Genomic DNA, 17,319 nt, shown 5'->3' with positions numbered 1-17,319 from the left:
GCTCTATATTTATTGCTTAACGATAGCGATCGCCGTGTTTCTAAAACCGTAAACGGTTATGCGGTCGCCGGACTTAAATGAACCTATCGTCACGGTATTTCCGCCTTGGTAATACTTCGTTTGATTCGTCACTTTGAAAAAGCTGCGAGTATCCGTTGCTGACAGCTTCTCGGTTTGCACAAGTTTGGATAGCAGATTGTAGTTTGTAAAGGTTCTGCTTTCACCGGGAGCTACGGATATTTGCGTTTTACCGTCATCGGTTTTGAGAATTTCTACATAGTCGCCTGCAGACAAGAGACTTGTAACGCTGTCCTGCGCAGCTCCTTTATAAATGATGAACCCACCGTCGCCATTCACAACGACCGGTTGGCCGGCCATGTCCGTAATGGTCACGCTGCCGGCATCAACCGCTTCGACCGTACCGTACGTAGCGGTAATGGTCTTAACCGATACCGGCAGCGAACCGACGTAAGCTGCGCTCACGATCATTCCCGGCTGCAGTTGGCTGATCGCCAGCTTCGCTCCTGCCTCGTTAAACAGTTCAACATTGAACAGTGGAAGATTAAGCTCCGTAGTCGCCGCGTTTTTGACAACCAGCTTCTTGTTAACGGCGTCCACCGACGCAATCTCATACTGAAGGCTGCGGTGAACTTTAATGGTCGCTGCCTTATCTTGATCGGCATTTAGCAATAACGTAAGCTTGTCTCCTGCTTTCAGGCTGGCATATGAGGCCGAAGCCGCACCTGCAACTTCGACTACGGCGGTATTGTAAGGTATGGACACCTGAGCACCGCTTTCAAGACGAAGAGTCAGCTGATTCGATACCGAGTTCATTGAAACAAGCGAACCCTCATACTTCGTTACAAACTGCAGCGAGACGATCGTGTCGCCCGTATAGGAAACGATCACTTTGCGATTTTTCGTTAAAAACGATTTGGCAGAATCCAGCGTCATCGCATTTCCGCCGAAATCGATTTTGGTGCGATCTGTGAAGAAAAGAGCCATCGGGCTTCCGCCATTTCCGCCCAGGATCGTAAGGAGTTTATTATCCTCCGCGTAGCTTGCGATTTGTGCGCCGGCCACCAACTTGACATTACGGTTTACCACTTTGATTTTCGTAACTTTGTCATCGGCATTCATAGTGAGCTCCACCTGATCGGATTCCTTAAGCAGATCCGATACCGTCGAGCCGCTCATCCCCTCGATCTCAACGGTGGCAGCAACTGCCATGAATTTAGTGATCAAACCGGATTCGCCCATGATCGTAATGAGCTCCCCGTCCGTTCCATAGAAAGTGCCTGTTGCGACCGCGTCCGCCGTTTGAGGCGCAGCAGTAATCTTAAACGCCAGCGGCGTTTCACGGAAAGTATCTCTTACGATTCTTATTGGCGCATCTTGTTTAATGCTGTTTAGAGCGATGGCATTGCCCGCGTTGTCCGTTACGGTAAGAGAAGCATTGTAATTGATTTCAACAGGCTTATCGTTAACCCATATGTAAAGCTTGTTCTCTGCGGAAATAACACGACCCAGCGTACCGCTAACGGTCTCCGTATGCGGAGTGATATCCGTCAGTTCGACGTAAAGTGCCTTTCCTTCCTTAGCAATGATCGTAACTTCGCCGTATTCGATCAGTTTTTCCTTCGTAATTGGCGTTTCCGAATTAGTCTCATAATAAAGCGTGTCTGCGCTAAGCGCATAGGTCGTTTCCGTCATATCGTTGTACAGCGTAATAGAAGAATCCGACAATAGTGATACGATTCCGCTCGTTTGGCCCTCATATTCAACCGGGAACTGATTTTGCGCACGGCTTATAAGGGTAGCTAGACTCGCTCTCGTTACATCCGCTTTCGGAGCGAACTTATCAGCCGTAACCCCTTTTACGAGCTCCAGGCTGGATGCCGCATTCACATAGCCTTTGTACAAATCGTCGATTTGGTCGGCATCTACGAACATCGATAGCGTGTCTTGCAGTTGGACGGCTGCTTCATCCTGGCCAATCGCACGAATCATAAGCTTTGTTACCCATTCGCGCGACGCAGGACGTGTCCCCCATGCCGATTCCGGATCTTTTGCCGCGAGCGCGAATTCCTCAGTCTGGTCTAGCAGTCCGGAGGTAAAGGCGAGCAGAACATAAGGTTTGAAAAAAGAACTGACCTCGAAAGTATCTGGAAATCCAATCAACGTGCCATTATCGATTTGATCTTCAAGTCCGGCAAAACGAAGCGCCATAATAACCGCTTCTTCCCTCGTGACGTTTTTATTTGGCTGGAATTCAAAGGTGCCGCCGCTTGTCGGGTAACCCGTAATAATACCCTGATGAGCCAGCTTAGCCACATGCTTCTCGGCCCAATGCCCTTTGCTAATATCGGTAAAAGGCGTCGTTAATGCCGCTGATGCAGCATCTGCCGATCCAACACCACTCATACCGCTTCCTGCGACTAGCGATAACGCCAGCGCTCCAATCAACATTTTATTCCCTGTAAATGGAAATGGCATAGACACTTATTCCCCCTGAAAGTTGATGATGACCTCCACCGCCGTAACAAAAACGACAATGGAAGCCACCCTTATTTTAGTTTTATTCCTTGTGCAACGGATGCTCCAGGTCGACGTGGCCCATCAAACTCTCGACCGCTTCGCCGTCAACCAGCACATCGATGGACTCGACAAATTCGAATTGAAACAATGTTTTTTGCAGCGTTTCGATAACGAGCAGTTCCCCAGGCGCGCCGAGACGGGCTTCATCCGGTATATGAATATCCAGAGTGACAAGACCGTCTGCCAGCTCGACCGCTTTGATTTCAATCGGTTTCCATAACGACAAGGCATTCTCGCCGGCATCCTGCTGCAAGGCGGCAACAGCCTCTTTCACGAGCTCCTCCTCGGTCTCATAGGGAATTACCACCGGATTTTCTACCGTTGCAAGCAGCTCGGCATCGGTTAAGTAAATGATAGCCTCTCGCTCATTGATGACAGCCGTCGGCTCCGGAGACGGAGATGGAGACGGAGACGGAGACGGAGACGGAGATGGAGAAGCTGTTGCAGTCGGCATAACCGTGGCTGTCGGCTCCTCCATCGAAGTTCCCGTGTTTCCCAATGGCTTGTCCTGAGCGCCGCAGCCTGCTAATGCACAAGAAAGTACAATGAAAGCAAGCAGCCCCCGCGTTTTTGATGTCGTCATATCGCTGAACACCCGCTTCCTATTTAAGTTTTAAATATTCTTTAATACCTGCTACAATCTCTGAAGCGATCCGATCTTGCACTTTTTCATCATATAATAGCTTGGCATCTGTTTTATTCGACAAAAAGCCGGCTTCTAATAATATTGCAGGCATCGTCGTCTCTCTAATAACCTTATACGGTCCCTCCTTCACGCCTCGATTCTTCAAGCCTGTTGCAGCAAGCAGATGCTTATGAATGACATCTGCGAACGGCTTGCTGGCTGCGCGATTGTAAAAGGTTTCAGTTCCGGTTACAGAAAAATTTTCGACTCTATTGGCGTGAACAGATATAAATAAGTCCGCTTTCAGGTCTTCCGCAAATTTCACCCGATCAACCAACTCAACAAAGGTATCGTCCGAACGAGTGAGATGAGCCATTATGTTCGTTTCTTTATTAAGCAAGGCTTGAATCTTTAGCGCAATACTTAAATTAAATTCCTTCTCGGTTCTCTTTAGCACGCTTATGGCGCCAGGGTCCTTGCCTCCATGCCCCGCATCGATGACGATGTCGAAAATGCCATCATCCGCAGGCGCTACCGGCTCCGTAACGGGCGGGTCGACAACGACCGGCGGCGGCTCGATCGGCTCTTGCGGAACCTCATTCGCCGGCAATAAGTCGAAACGAATTTCACCTACGCTTTCCGACATAATGAAGCCAGTATCCTCGCTTACCTCCAAAACCAAGCGCGCTACGGATGGAGAATTGGAAAATAACGAGTAACGAAACTTCTGCAGGAAGGGATTGTCGGCAACGATGCTTTCGACTTGACCTTTCGCGAATAGGTTATTCAATTCATTAGAATAGACGGTATTCGGCAAATCAAACACGATTCGCTTCGGATTATCCAAGAAAAGCGGTTCTTTCGTCGTAACGCTGCCGGCATAATTGATCTTCAAGCTGCTAATGCCGTCAAATGACACTTGTGTAATCCAGCCCGTCGTTTCTTCCGATTCCTTTGGCACCTCAGGCGATGTCGGCACTTCCGGTTCCATTGGCTTCTCATAAATATGTACTTCCTTCTCGGCCTGCTTCCATTCGAAGTCAAGACCGAATTGCTCGCCAATAAAGCGCAGCGGAACGAGCGTTGTTCCTTTCACTATCGATGCTGGCGTATCCATTTGGACCTGCTGGTCATTAACTTTCGCAACGCTGTCATTTAACTTCAGCTTAATGACAGCTTGGCCGTTATAGACCGTTACCGTCTTGGTAGCGTTGTCCCATTCAATTGGATAGCCCAAACCTTCCGATATCGTACGCACCGGGACAATCGTAGATTCATTGACGATTTGCGGATTGACGTCAGAAGTTAATGGCTGGCCGTTCAAATAAAGCTTTGGGACGATCTGTGCAGCATGTCCAACTGCGGCGAACATCGTGAAAAAAACCGACATAAACAACAACATGGATACAAATCTTTTCATTTCCCACCTCGATGACTGAAATTGCCCGCATCGAATGAGTGCATTCGACTATTACAGACTAAAATATAGACGCAGCTTGTCAGAAAAAGTTGCGTTTAGAGGAAAAAAGAGGGCAATTCGCCATTATCGGCCGAATTGCCCTCTTCGTTACGTGTACATTATCCAAGACGAGCGGCGTGCTTTTGCTCGTAAGCGGTAATTTTGTCCTCATGCTGCAGCGTCAAGCCGATATCATCGAGGCCTTGCAGCAAAAATTGACGACGGTGCTCATCGAGGTCAAACGAAATAGAAAGACCGTGCTCGTCAGTAAGCTGCTTGTTCTCAAGATCGACAGTCAGCTTGTAGCCAACATGCTTCGCCGTACGCTGGAACAGCTCTTCAACCTGCTCTTCGCTTAGCTTGATTGGCAAAATACCGTTTTTGAAGCAGTTATTATAGAAAATGTCCGCATAAGACGGAGCGATAATAACTTTGTAGCCATAATCTAGAATGGCCCATGGCGCATGCTCACGGGAGGAGCCGCAGCCAAAGTTCGCGCGGGAGATCAGAACGGAAGCACCCTCGTAACGCGGTTTGTTCGGCTCGAATTCGGCGTTCACATCGCCGTTTTCGTGAAAACGCCATTCGAAGAAAAGGAATTGGCCGAAGCCGCTGCGCTCGATGCGCTTCAAAAATTGTTTCGGTATAATGGCGTCAGTGTCGACATTGACCCGGTCGACCGGGGCGACGATGCCTGTAAGTTTTTTAAAAGGTTCCATATCGGATATACCCCTCTCTCGCGTTCAATTAGTTCAACACTTCGGATTTGATTTCCCAATCGCGTACGTCTGTAAAGCGGCCTTTAACCGCTGCGGCAACTGCCATCGCAGGAGATACAAGGTGCGTACGTCCGCCGCGGCCTTGGCGGCCTTCAAAGTTACGGTTGGATGTTGATGCGCAGCGCTCGCCCGGCTTCAAAACGTCAGGATTCATTGCAAGGCACATCGAACAGCCTGCGTCACGCCATTCAAAGCCCGCTTCTGTAAAGATTTTGTCCAAGCCCTCATTCTCTGCTTGAATCTTTACGCGGCCCGATCCCGGAACGACAATTGCCGTTACACGGTCGCTAACTTTGTAGCCTCTGGCAATTTCAGCGGCAGCGCGCAAATCCTCGATACGGCCGTTTGTGCAAGATCCGATGAACACGTAGTCGATTTCGATTTCAGTCATTGGCGTGCCCGGCTTCAAATCCATATACTCAAGTGCTGCTTCTGCCGCTTTGCGTTCATTTTCCGTTGGAAGATCAGCCGGGAATGGCACCTTAGCCGTAATGTTTGTACCCATGCCCGGGCTGGTTCCCCATGTTACTTGCGGGATAAGAGCATCTACGTCAAAGTGAACGACTGTGTCGTATTCTGCACCTTCGTCTGTTGTAAGCTGTTTCCAAGCCTCTACCGCTTCATCGAAGTTAGCCGGCGCATATTCACGTCCGCGCAGGTAGTTGAAGGTTGTCTCATCCGGAGCAATAAGGCCGGCGCGTGCGCCCGCTTCGATTGACATGTTACAAACCGTCATACGCTCTTCCATGGTCAAGCTGGTAATGGCTTCGCCGGTAAACTCGATTACATAACCCGTTGCAAAGTCAGTGCCGTATTGCGCGATAACGCCAAGAATTAAGTCTTTTGCCGTTACACCCGGTTTACGTGTGCCGTTGAAGCGAACCTCCAGCGTCTTTGCTTTCGATTGCTGCAAGCACTGAGTAGCCATAACGTGCTCAACCTCGCTCGTGCCGATACCGAACGCCAAAGCGCCGAATGCACCGTGCGTGGAAGTATGGCTGTCGCCGCATACGATTGTTTTACCAGGATGCGTAAGTCCGAGCTCAGGACCCATTACGTGTACGACACCTTGGTCAATGCTGTCAAGATCGAACAGCGTTACGCCGAAATCTTTACAGTTTTGCGTCAATGTATCGATTTGCTGCTTCGAGATCGGATCGGTAATGTTGAAACGATCCTTCGTCGGTACATTATGATCCATCGTAGCGAATGTCAAGTCAGGACGGCGAACTTTACGGCCTGATAGGCGTAAGCCTTCGAACGCTTGCGGCGATGTTACTTCGTGAACGAGCTGCAAATCGATATAAATAACGCTTGGCTTTCCTTCTTCTTGATGAATGACGTGATTATCCCAGATCTTCTCAAACATTGTCTTTTTCGTCATTATGCTCACCTCATCGTTTCATGAAATCTTCTGCATTTCTTAACTGAACCTACTATATCATTTCTTTCTTCATTGATCCAAGATATAATATCTATAACGTCTATAGAAAAAAACTATAATGGAAGTTTTCTAACTTTCATAACCAAATGAAGGGGACATTCATAATGGAACTGAGACAACTAAACTACGTGATCCAGATCGCGTTGGAAAAAAATTTTTCCCGTGCCGCCGAGAAGCTCCATATTGCCCAGCCTTCCCTTAGCCAGCAATTGTCAAAGCTTGAGCAAGAGATTGGCGTGCTGCTTTTTCGAAGAACGACCAACTCGGTAGAACTGACGCAGGCGGGACAAGTTTTTGTAGATAAGTCGCATTCCATTCTTGATGCCGTAGAGCAATTGAAGCAGGAAATGGACGATATGGCTCAAATGCGCAGGGGTCGGCTTGTCGTTGGGACACTGCCTATTACGGGCTCGCATATATTGCCGATTGTATTACCCTTGTTTGGTGCGCTGTACCCGCAGATCGAAGTCGTACTTGTAGAAGACACGACTGCCAAGCTGGAGCAGCTTACCGCCAGCGGCGGCACCGATTTAAGCTTGCTTTCGCTGCCGCTCATCGATCATTCCCTTTCTTACGAGCCGTTCCTGGAAGAAGAAATTTGCTTGGCCGTATCGCCGCAGCATCCGCTTGCGCAGCGAGAAGGAGCGATCGATATCGCGGATTTGGAGGAGGAGCCGTTCATTGGGCTAAAACGCGGGCAAGGCTTCCGTCAAATTACGGTGGAATTATGTGAGCAATCCGGTTTCACGCCCAAAATCGTGTTCGAGAGCAGCAATATGGAGACGATTCAATCTCTTGTTGCCGGCGGCATGGGAATCGCCTTCGTCCCGCAAATGCTGACGCGGGCCAAAGGCGCAGAGTTTATTCCTGTTTACTTACCCTTAAACCCTAAGCCTACGCGAACGCTTGTAGTCGCAAGCCGCAAGGGACGTTATCTATCCAAGGCGGCTGACGCTTTTATACGGACATTGAACAAAACGATCAGTAACTTTCGCTAATTAAGCTTCATATATGGCGGGTCTGCGATCCTCGAACACCGGAATTTTGGATCGCACGGTATCGACGAGCGACAAATCGATATCCGCATAGATAATCGTTTCCTCATCTCCGGCTTCTGCAATGGCTTCTCCCCAAGGATCCAGCACGATTGAATGACCGAAGAAATGGGCGTCTCCGCTTGAGCCCATCCGATTGCAGGCAATGACGAACATTTGATTTTCAATCGCGCGCGCTGTAAGCAGCGTTCGCCAATGGTGAAGGCGCGGGTGCGGCCATTCTGCAGGCACAAAAAGCAGCTTGGCTCCTTCCAGCGCAAGCTTCCGCGCAAGCTCCGGGAAACGGATATCGTAACAGATCATCATCCCCGCCTTGGCTCCTTCAATTTCAAGCGTGCCAAGCTTATCTCCGGCAGCGAGATACTTTTCTTCGTCCATTAGACGGAACAAATGTATTTTCGAATAATCAGCCGTTACATTCCCTTCCCGGTCAAAGACATAGATCGTATTGAACACTTTATCCTCCCTAAGCTCCGCGATCGATCCTCCGACGATATGAACTCGATGCATTTTACTGAAGGCCGACAGGAACGCCTTCGTCCTCTCCCCTTCTTTATCCGCGATCGTTTGAATTTGCGTTAACGCATATCCTGTATTCCACATTTCGGGAAATAGAATGACATCCGGTTTTTCAGCTGCGCTTACCGCGTCCTCCAGCATCGTCGAAAGCTTAGCGAAATTCGCTTCTGGATATCCCGCTTCTACATGCATTTGCAGCAAAGCAAGCCGCAATTTGTTTTTCATCTGCCGTTCCTCCCACGTTTGCTTATTTTCCCTAATGATACCGTCTCATGGTTCTGTGTCAAGATGGGAAGCTTAACGATGAGGCTTTTACTACTTTACGATTAAAAAGGAGTATGTCCGTTATGTTTCCGAAACGAATAACCGCATTGCTTATAGCTTTCTGCTCGCTGCTGCTTTATGCGCAAATGGCTGTCGCGTCGCCAAACGTCCCCCTTCAAAGCGAGCCAACGACCGAGACGGGACTTAAACCGGTACAGGTCTTTGACGTAGCAGCAGGAAAAGTCATCAAAACGATACCGAATGATGCGCAATTTCAAAGCTTAGCGGCCGAATGGACCTCATCGATCACGGGATTGGCTCCGCAGATTACAAGCGATCCAAGCTGCAGCTACGTTTACCGGGTGCCGCTCGAGAAAGCCGTAACGATCAAAGTAAATGACCTTTCCGTAGCTTCCGATGATCTATTTGTATTTTACTGCAAGGATAAGCCGCCGCTTTTGCTCGTATTCGATGACCAGCGCAGACCGTATTTATTTCTGTTCAAAGCCGACATTGCACCTTTCATCAAAAAGGTGGGAGTACCCGCTGTCTAGCGATTCGCTTCTCTTCTCTCCGCATTCATGCTACATTAATGCTATTGCCTAATATAGCGATTTTGTCATGTGGAGTGTGAAGGTATGGAAACGCAAAAAGGTCAACGCCTGATTCAACCTGCGGATCGGATGAACGGTCTTCCGACGCAATTTTTTGCCAAGCTGGTCGCCAAAGCGAATGCGCAGACGGCCAAAGGACGAGATGTAATCAATTTGGGACAAGGCAATCCAGATCAGCCGACCCCTCCCCATATTGTTGCGAAGCTGCAGGAGGCTGCGGCTAATCCGTTGTACCATAAATATCCTCCTTTCAGCGGTTATCCGTTTCTAAAGGAAGCCGTAGCGAAGCGGTACAAGGAGGATTACAACGTTGATATCGATCCGTCTTCCGAGGTAGCTATATTGTTCGGCGGAAAAACCGGTCTTGTCGAGATCAGCCAATGTCTGCTTAATCCGGGCGATGTTTGTCTCGTGCCTGATCCCGGCTATCCCGATTACTGGTCGGGTGTTGCGCTTGCGGGTGCGGAAATGTCGTTCATGCCGTTAACGGAAACGAACCGTTATTTGCCGGACTATGATGCGATTAGCCCTGAGATCGCAATGCGCGCGAAGCTCATGTTCATGAATTATCCGAACAATCCTACTGGCGCGGTGGCCGATGCCCAATTTTACGCTAAAACGGTGAATTATGCGATGAAGCACAGCATCGCAGTCGCCAGCGATTTCGCTTACGGAGCCATCGGCTTTGACGGAAATAAACCGGTCAGCTTCCTGCAGACGCCTGGCGCGAAGGAAGTCGGCGTAGAATTTTATACGTTGTCCAAAACCTATAATATGGCCGGTTGGCGAGTCGGCTTCGCCATTGGTAACGCCCAAATCGTCAAGCTGATCAACCTGATTCAGGACCATTACTACTGCAGCCTGTTCGGTGGCATACAAGAAGCCGCCGCGCTGGCGTTGACCGGTCCGCAGCAATGCGTAGCCGATCTTAAAGCGGTGTACGAGAGCAGGCGCGAGGCTCTATTCGGCGCGCTGGACAAGATCGGCTGGAAGGCATCGCGTCCTGGCGGCTCCTTCTTCTGCTGGCTGCCGGTGCCGCCCGGGTATACGTCTGAAACGTTCGCCGACATACTTCTGCAGGAAGCAGACGTTGTAGTTGCGCCCGGCGTAGGTTTCGGTATGCATGGCGAAGGCTTCGTACGCCTTGGCTTGTTAACCGGTGAAGCAAGGCTGCAGGAGGCCGTCCAGAGAATCGGCAAGCTGAATTTATTTTAGGCTGTCCGCGCCTGCTGCCTCGCTTTACAGCGGTTTGCGATCGTGATATGCTTATAGGAATTGAACATGTAACGTGATGACGGGACTAGTAAGCAAGAAGGGTCGCGATCAGAGAGTAAATTCCATGGGCTGCAAGAATTTACCGAAGGCCGCTTGCTGAACCTACCTCCGAGCGGCCGGCGATGAGCCGGACAGCGCCTTCTGTTATAGGCTTAAGCTGGATGATCTTATTTAATGCGATCATCAACAAAGGTGGTACCGCGGAAGCTAAGGCTTTCGTCCTTTATGGACGAAAGCCTTTTTTGTCGTCACGAAACAAGCATAGGATGGGATTAATTATGTCAGAACGTATCGTTGTAAAAATTGGCAGCAGCTCGCTTACATCGGAGGAAGGCGGTCTAATCCGTGAGCGAATCCGGTACTTCGCTGCCGAATTAGCCTCTGTGCACCGAAACGGTGACGGCGTTATGCTTGTGACCTCCGGTGCGGTAGCAGCCGGCTTTCGCCAAATAGGCTATGCCGCAAGGCCGAAGCTCGTTCACGAGAAGCAAGCGGCTGCCGCGGTCGGGCAGGCTTTGCTTATGCAAGCCTACCAGGAGGCCTTCAGCCAATACGGGATCGTAGCTGCGCAAATTTTGCTTACCCGCGCAGATTTCTCCAACCGTCGCCGTATCCAAAATGCTTTGATGACGATAGAAGAACTGCTCAAGCAGCGGATTATTCCGATCATTAATGAAAATGATACGGTCGCGACCGATGAGCTCGTGCTTAAATTCGGGGACAATGACAACCTATCGGCACTAGTGGCGGCAATGACGAAAGCAGCGAAGCTCATTATCATTACGGATATGGATGGTTTATATACAGAGGATCCGCGCAAAAATCCGCAAGCGGTCAAAATCGAGCGGGTAGATCAGATCTCCGAGGATATTATGAAGCTGGCAGGCGGCGCCGGATCTTCCGTAGGAACAGGCGGCATGCGCTCCAAAATCGAGGCTGCGCGCATCGCCATGCGCGGCGGCGTGCATGCCTTTATCGGCAAGGTGCAGCAGGAAGGCGATCTGACGCTCGCAGCCAAAGGCAATGGCCGCGGCACCTATTTCGATACGAAGCTTCATACCTTGTCCATGAAGAAGCAATGGCTTGGCTTCCATTCAATCCCTCAAGGGCGAATCGGCGTTGATGACGGTGCCGTATCCGCTTTGCTCGAAGGCGGCAAAAGCCTTCTTCCGGCGGGCGTAACGGATATTCAAGGCGAATTCCTGCCTGGCGACGTCGTAGAGGTAACCAGCCGACTTGGCGATACGCTTGGCCGCGGCGTCGTTAATTATGCAGCATGGCAAATTCAAGCGGTAGCAGGTTTAACTACCGAAGAAGTAAGACGCAGAGTCGATGTTTCACGTATTGAGGTTATTCACCGCGACGAATGGATTACGTTGAAATAATAAGGAGGAGTCTTCCATGACCAGTGAAGTGAGACAGAAAGCAGCGCTAGCCCAAGATGCGGCAGCAATAATGAACAGACTGACGACCGAACAAAAAAATACGGCGCTTCTACATATGGCGGATGCCTTACTCTCCGGGCAGGCAGCTATAATTGAAGCGAATGCTCTCGATTTGCAGCGCGGACGCGAGCAAGGCACCAGCCCTTCCCTGCTTGATAGGCTTGCTTTAAACGGCGACCGGGTCGCGGCAATCGCAGAGGGCTTGCGTCAAATTGTCGGACTTCCGGATCCTGTCGGCGAGCTGCTTGAACATTTTGACCGCCCAAATGGTTTGAAAGTCGAGAAGGTACGCGTGCCGATTGGCGTTATCGGCATGATTTATGAAGCACGCCCGAACGTAACGGTTGATGCCGCCGGACTATGCCTGAAAACCGGCAATAGCGTCGTGCTTCGCGGGGGCTCCGCAGCCATCGAGTCAAATCGCAAAATCGTAGAGGTGCTTAAGGCGGCTCTTGGTGAAACGGCAATGCCGGCGGATGCCATTCAGCTAATTGAGGATTCGGACCGCGCATCCGTCAATGAAATGCTAAAGCTAAACGGCTTGCTTGACGTCGTTATACCGCGCGGCGGCGCATCTCTTATCCGCAATGTCGTCGAAAATGCGACCGTGCCTGTTATAGAGACGGGAGCCGGCATTTGCCATACGTTCGTGGATGCAAGCGCCGATTTCGACATGGCTTCAGCCATTGCCTTTAACGCCAAAGTACAGCGCCCTTCCGTCTGCAACTCGATGGAAACGCTGCTCGTTCATGAGGCCTTTGCAGAGAAGCATCTGGTTCGGCTGGCCGATCGTTTCATTCAGGCCGGCATCGAGCTTCGCGGCTGCGAACGGACGACTTCGCTGCTTGCTTCGGCTAAGCCTGCTACAGATGAGGATTATGGCACAGAATATAATGATTATATAATGAATATCCGAGTAGTTTCAGATCTCGACGCAGCCCTCGATCATATAAGCCGCTTCGGCACCAAGCATTCCGAATGCATCGTAACCGGAAACGCGCAAAACGCCGATCGTTTCATACATGAGGTCGATGCGGCTGCCGTATATCATAATGCATCTACCCGCTTCACGGACGGCTTCGAATTCGGGTTCGGCGCGGAAATCGGCATTAGCACGCAGAAGCTGCATGCGCGCGGACCGATGGGTTTGCCTGCCCTTACTTCTACGAAATATCGGGTTTTCGGAAACGGACAAATTCGGGGCTAACCTACAGCCTTCTTTTGCTTATTATTCCATTTGAGTATCGGAGGAATTCTACCATGTCACTGTTAACACAAACTGGCATTGCCTCGCTGCAGCTTAGTTTTTACGGGGCGGGCTCGATGGCCGAGGCGATCGTCAGAGGCCTAATTAACGAGAAGCTTATTGCGCCTAACCGTATTTCTATGCTCAATCGGCATAACAAGGAACGTCTCTCAGAGCTCCACGAGCGTTACGGCGTTCAAACCGTTATTCAAGGCTCCAGCAATGAAGCCTATTTGCGGGAAGCCGATATCATCTTTCTTGCGATGAAACCAAAGGATGCGGCTGCCGCATTGGCCGAGATCAAGCCTTATGTATCCCAAAAGCAGCTCATCATTTCGGTTATCGCCGGTTTATCGATCAGCTCTATTGGTCAGATGATTGGCGAACAAGCAGCAATCGTACGGTCTATGCCTAACACGTCGAGCACAATCGGTCTCGGAGCAACAGGCATCAGTTATTCCGAGTCAGTCACGCCGCAGCAAAGACTGCTCACCGAGGCGATCTTCAGCTCAATCGGCATTAATGCGATCGTGGACGAATCGCTGCAGCAAGCGGTAACCGGCGTTTCCGGCAGCGGACCTGCTTATGTATATCATTTTATGGAGTCTATGATTGAAGCAGCGAGCCAGCTTGGCTTGTCGCAGGAAGCTGCGAAAGAGCTTGTCGTTCAGACGGTTCTGGGCGCAGCGGAGATGGTTCGGTCAACGGGCGAGGAGCCTGCTGAGCTTCGCCGAAAAGTGACTTCGCCAAACGGCACTACACAAGCTGCGCTTGAATTAATGGCGGAGCGTCATTTTTCGGAAACGATTATAAAAGCCGTTCATCGCTCTGCTGAACGTGCCGGCGAGCTTGGCGCAGCAATCGAAAGGAGTATTACGGAATGAAAGGAGTATGCATAGCAACCTATCGTTCTTATGACGATAAAGCCGATTTTAACAAAAAGGCGCTTTCGATCGCTGTCGGATTAACAGTCGGCAGCTGGACGGAGCTGCCTGAGGCGCAAAAGGCCGAAATGGAAAAGCATCTCGGCAAAGTGCTTTCAGTTTATGTCCATGAACCTGCCGGAGCCGCTCCAGGCGAGCGTTATGCCGATATTCAAATCTCCTATCCGGATATAAACTTTAGCCGCGATTTGCCTGCCCTGCTCGTCACGGTGTTCGGCAAGCTGTCGATGGACGGCAAGATCAAGCTGCTGGACCTGGATGTGTCCGATAATTTCGCTTCCGCTTTCCCGGGTCCGGCATTTGGACTGGACGGTGTCCGGGACCTGCTGGGCGTTCATGACCGGCCGCTGCTTATGAGTATTTTCAAATCCGTTGTCGGCCACAATCTTGCTAATTTGAAGGATCAGTTCTACATGCAAGCATTAGGCGGCGTCGATTTGATTAAGGACGATGAAATTTTGTTCGAAAATCCTTTGACGCCGCTTGAGAAGCGTGTTGAAGCCTGTATGGACGCAGCGCGCCTTGCGGAAGCCGAAACCGGCCAAAAGCTGCTGTATGCCGTTAACCTGACCGGTCCTACTTCAAAGCTTGCCGCTAATGCCCGCAAAGCCGTCCAAGCAGGCGCAAACGCACTGCTGTTCAACGTGTTGGCATACGGCTACGATGTACTCCATGAGCTCAGCAGTGATAAATCGATCAATGTGCCCATAGCAGCCCATCCAGCCATGGCTGGCGCGATGTATCCGTCACCGCATTATGGGTTCAGCGCTCCGCTGCTCCTCGGCAAGCTAATGCGGTTGGCTGGGGCCGATCTCGTTCTCTTCCCTTCGCCCTACGGCTCGGTTGTGATGCCGAAGGAAGAGAATCTGGCTGTGAAGGATGCTTTAACGACCCCGCTGCATGGACTTCGGACAAGCTTCCCTGTCCCGTCTGCCGGCATCCACCCTGGACTTGTCCCGCTCATTCTGAAGGATTTCGGCACGGACGTTGTCGTTAATGCCGGCGGGGGCATCCACGGCCATGCCATGGGTACAGCAGCAGGCGGACAAGCGTTCCGTCAAGCCATTGGAGCAGTAATGGACGGAGTTCCTTTACGAGATGCAGCCTCGGAACCCGGCAATGAGCCGCTGCAGGCCGCTATTAACGCGTGGGGGATTAAAGAATAATGAGTGATAATCAAGCAGCTAAAAAACGCATCGTGTTTTGTGATTTTGACGGTACGATTACGATGAATGACAATATTATCGCGATCATCAAGCACTTCAATCCAGATGGCTGGGAACGGATTGCCGAACAGACCATCGCCCAGGAACTTTCTATAAAGGACGGAGTCGGGCAATTGTTCCGTCTCCTCCCCGCTTCCATTCAGAAAGAGGTTATTGAATTCGGCATTTCCAATGCTCGCATTCGGGAAGGCTTCGCTGATTTTTTGTCGTTTTGCAAAGAGCAGGACATTGCATTTTATGTGACAAGCGGAGGTATCGATTTTTTTGTTTATCCGATACTTGAGCCCTTCGGCATACCGCAGGATCATATTTATTGCAACGGAAGCGACTTCAGCGGTGAAGTCATTGAAATCCTGTGGCCGAATCCATGCGATGAGCATTGCGGCAACGATTGCGGCATGTGCAAGACGACGATCATGCGCCGCTTCCCTGCCGACCAATACGAGCGTATTATTATCGGCGACAGCGTAACCGATTTTGAAGGCGCCAAGCTGGCAGATGTCGTTTACTCGCGCTCCCACTTGACCGCGAAATGCAAGGAGCTTGGACTGCCGCATCACGAATACGAAACATTTCACGATATCATTCACGAGATGAATGCTGAAAGGACGATTTCGAAATGAGCTTTCTACAAATTGCTTTAGAGGATAAGCAGCGGGCTTTAAGCGAGCTCCGCGACGTCAAGGAACTTTTCGCCTCGCGCGGCTGGTTCCCGGGCACAAGCGGCAACCTGTCCATACGTGTCGGAGATTTCAAGCCGGATGAATTCCAGTTTGCCGTGACGGCAAGCGGTAAAGATAAGACGGTACATACGCCTGAGGATTACTTGTTTGTCGATCAAGACGGCAAGCCTTGCGAAGCGACTCGGCTTAAGCCTTCGGCGGAAACGCTGATTCATTGCGAAATATACAAGCTAACAGGTGCCGGCGCTATATTTCACGTCCATACTGTGTTTAACAGCGTAATCTCTGAATATTTCTGGAATCGCAAATCGGTGCCCGTGGACGGTGTCGAGCTAATCAAAGGATTTAACATATGGGACGAGGAAGCGCATATTGAAATTCCGATCGTTTCAAACTTTGCCCGCATCCCGTCAATCGTGCCTGAGATTACGGAGCGAATCACATCGAACATTCCAGGTATCCTGCTGCGCAAGCACGGCATTTATGCTTGGGGAGCAAACGCCTTCGAAGCGAAGCGCCATCTTGAAGCATTCGAATTTATATTCGAATACGTGTACCGCCTCGAGCTGCTGCAGCGCGGAAATCGTTAAGTTCATTCTCAATCAACAAAGAGCGGTCCAAAACGGGAACAACCGGTTTTGGACCGCTCTTTGTTTTATTGAAATATCGTTCTCCTTATGCTCAAGATCGATGTTAAAATTCACTTATTTATACACCTCCCCATGATAATAATTCTCCGAATATGTAATATTCCTGTACTGAACCGGTATCTATAATAACATCATTAATTTGTAGCATTCTCCCTTGAAATCTAACAGTGAGAGAAGTAGTGATAAGTTGTCCATCATACGAAATATCATTACACTCGTCTCACTCTCATCAATGGATCTCTACGAATATGAATAACACATTCCTCATTAGATGTATGATATACAATGCTTCCAGGTTCTGCTCTGAAAAATTCTTTATTTGCATCTTCTTCAAATATTGAACGAATAGGTGCAACTTCGTTTATTACCTTTTTATCTTTTCCCTCATGATAATTAAGGATTGAGATTAAAACAAATTGGTTTGGAAATAATTCCCTTACCTCTTTCCACTTCATTTATAATTCCTCCATTTCATTTTTAAGTAATCGTTTCT

Annotated in this window: 16 protein-coding genes; 9 read left to right on the top strand and 7 right to left on the bottom strand. The window is 50.0% G+C overall.

Going from position 1 to position 17,319, the window contains the following annotated elements; all coding sequences use genetic code 11:
- Positions 1–9 precede the first annotated feature (9 nt).
- The 5 genes from L1N85_RS04380 to leuC all read right to left on the bottom strand — a co-directional run bounded on the left by L1N85_RS04380 (position 10) and on the right by leuC (position 6,845).
- Entirely contained in the window at positions 10–2,496 is a 2,487-nt protein-coding gene (locus L1N85_RS04380; protein WP_235235242.1) for an S-layer homology domain-containing protein, read from the bottom strand.
- Positions 2,497–2,578: 82 nt separating this feature from the next.
- Entirely contained in the window at positions 2,579–3,181 is a 603-nt protein-coding gene (locus L1N85_RS04375) for a GerMN domain-containing protein (RefSeq protein ID WP_235235240.1), read from the bottom strand.
- 19 nt (positions 3,182–3,200) lie between these two features.
- Positions 3,201–4,643, bottom strand: coding sequence for an N-acetylmuramoyl-L-alanine amidase (locus L1N85_RS04370; RefSeq protein WP_235235238.1), 1,443 nt, complete (start codon positions 4,641–4,643; stop codon positions 3,201–3,203).
- Between the two features lie 158 nt (positions 4,644–4,801).
- Positions 4,802–5,401, bottom strand: coding sequence for a 3-isopropylmalate dehydratase small subunit (gene leuD, locus L1N85_RS04365; RefSeq protein ID WP_235235236.1), 600 nt, complete (start codon positions 5,399–5,401; stop codon positions 4,802–4,804).
- 28 nt (positions 5,402–5,429) lie between these two features.
- Complete coding sequence (gene leuC / locus L1N85_RS04360; RefSeq protein ID WP_235235234.1) at positions 5,430–6,845, bottom strand: 3-isopropylmalate dehydratase large subunit; 1,416 nt, start codon at positions 6,843–6,845, stop codon at positions 5,430–5,432.
- 164 nt (positions 6,846–7,009) lie between these two features.
- Here leuC and L1N85_RS04355 point away from each other — a divergent pair, with 164 nt between their 5' ends.
- Complete coding sequence (locus L1N85_RS04355) at positions 7,010–7,903, top strand: LysR family transcriptional regulator (RefSeq protein WP_235235233.1); 894 nt, start codon at positions 7,010–7,012, stop codon at positions 7,901–7,903.
- Here the strand turns inward: L1N85_RS04355 and L1N85_RS04350 are convergent, their stop codons facing one another.
- The gene (locus L1N85_RS04350; RefSeq protein ID WP_235235231.1) at positions 7,904–8,704 is read right to left on the bottom strand and encodes a carbon-nitrogen family hydrolase; all 801 of its coding nucleotides are present in this window, start codon (positions 8,702–8,704) and stop codon (positions 7,904–7,906) included.
- A 122-nt stretch (positions 8,705–8,826) separates the two neighbouring features.
- Here L1N85_RS04350 and L1N85_RS04345 point away from each other — a divergent pair, with 122 nt between their 5' ends.
- The 8 genes from L1N85_RS04345 to mtnB all read left to right on the top strand — a co-directional run bounded on the left by L1N85_RS04345 (position 8,827) and on the right by mtnB (position 16,766).
- Complete coding sequence (locus L1N85_RS04345; RefSeq protein ID WP_235235229.1) at positions 8,827–9,297, top strand: hypothetical protein; 471 nt, start codon at positions 8,827–8,829, stop codon at positions 9,295–9,297.
- Between the two features lie 84 nt (positions 9,298–9,381).
- Complete coding sequence (locus tag L1N85_RS04340) at positions 9,382–10,572, top strand: pyridoxal phosphate-dependent aminotransferase (RefSeq protein WP_235235227.1); 1,191 nt, start codon at positions 9,382–9,384, stop codon at positions 10,570–10,572.
- Positions 10,573–10,910: 338 nt separating this feature from the next.
- Positions 10,911–12,017, top strand: a complete 1,107-nt coding sequence (gene proB / locus L1N85_RS04335) for a glutamate 5-kinase (protein WP_235235226.1) — start codon at positions 10,911–10,913, stop codon at positions 12,015–12,017.
- Positions 12,018–12,033: 16 nt separating this feature from the next.
- Positions 12,034–13,284, top strand: a complete 1,251-nt coding sequence (locus L1N85_RS04330) for a glutamate-5-semialdehyde dehydrogenase (protein ID WP_235235224.1) — start codon at positions 12,034–12,036, stop codon at positions 13,282–13,284.
- A 53-nt stretch (positions 13,285–13,337) separates the two neighbouring features.
- Positions 13,338–14,207, top strand: a complete 870-nt coding sequence (gene proC, locus L1N85_RS04325; RefSeq protein ID WP_235235217.1) for a pyrroline-5-carboxylate reductase — start codon at positions 13,338–13,340, stop codon at positions 14,205–14,207.
- On the top strand, positions 14,204–15,433 hold the full coding sequence (locus tag L1N85_RS04320; RefSeq protein WP_235235215.1) for a 2,3-diketo-5-methylthiopentyl-1-phosphate enolase: 1,230 nt from the start codon (positions 14,204–14,206) through the stop codon (positions 15,431–15,433). Before proC ends, L1N85_RS04320 begins: the two co-directional genes overlap by 4 nt.
- Positions 15,433–16,116: a 2-hydroxy-3-keto-5-methylthiopentenyl-1-phosphate phosphatase gene (locus L1N85_RS04315; protein ID WP_235235213.1), complete on the top strand. Its 684-nt coding sequence runs from the start codon at positions 15,433–15,435 to the stop codon at positions 16,114–16,116. Before L1N85_RS04320 ends, L1N85_RS04315 begins: the two co-directional genes overlap by 1 nt.
- Positions 16,113–16,766 (top strand): methylthioribulose 1-phosphate dehydratase, encoded by a 654-nt coding sequence (gene mtnB, locus L1N85_RS04310; RefSeq protein ID WP_235235198.1) that lies wholly within the window; start codon positions 16,113–16,115, stop codon positions 16,764–16,766. Before L1N85_RS04315 ends, mtnB begins: the two co-directional genes overlap by 4 nt.
- A 269-nt stretch (positions 16,767–17,035) precedes the next feature.
- Here the strand turns inward: mtnB and L1N85_RS04305 are convergent, their stop codons facing one another.
- Entirely contained in the window at positions 17,036–17,281 is a 246-nt protein-coding gene (locus tag L1N85_RS04305; RefSeq protein ID WP_235235191.1) for a hypothetical protein, read from the bottom strand.
- Positions 17,282–17,319 lie beyond the last annotated feature (38 nt).

This window comes from Paenibacillus alkaliterrae, from assembly GCF_021532375.1.
GTDB classification, from domain to species: Bacteria; Bacillota; Bacilli; order Paenibacillales; family Paenibacillaceae; genus Pristimantibacillus; species Pristimantibacillus alkaliterrae.
The sequence above is the reverse complement of the archived record's forward strand: the minus strand, read 5'-3'. Positions and strand labels throughout refer to the sequence as shown.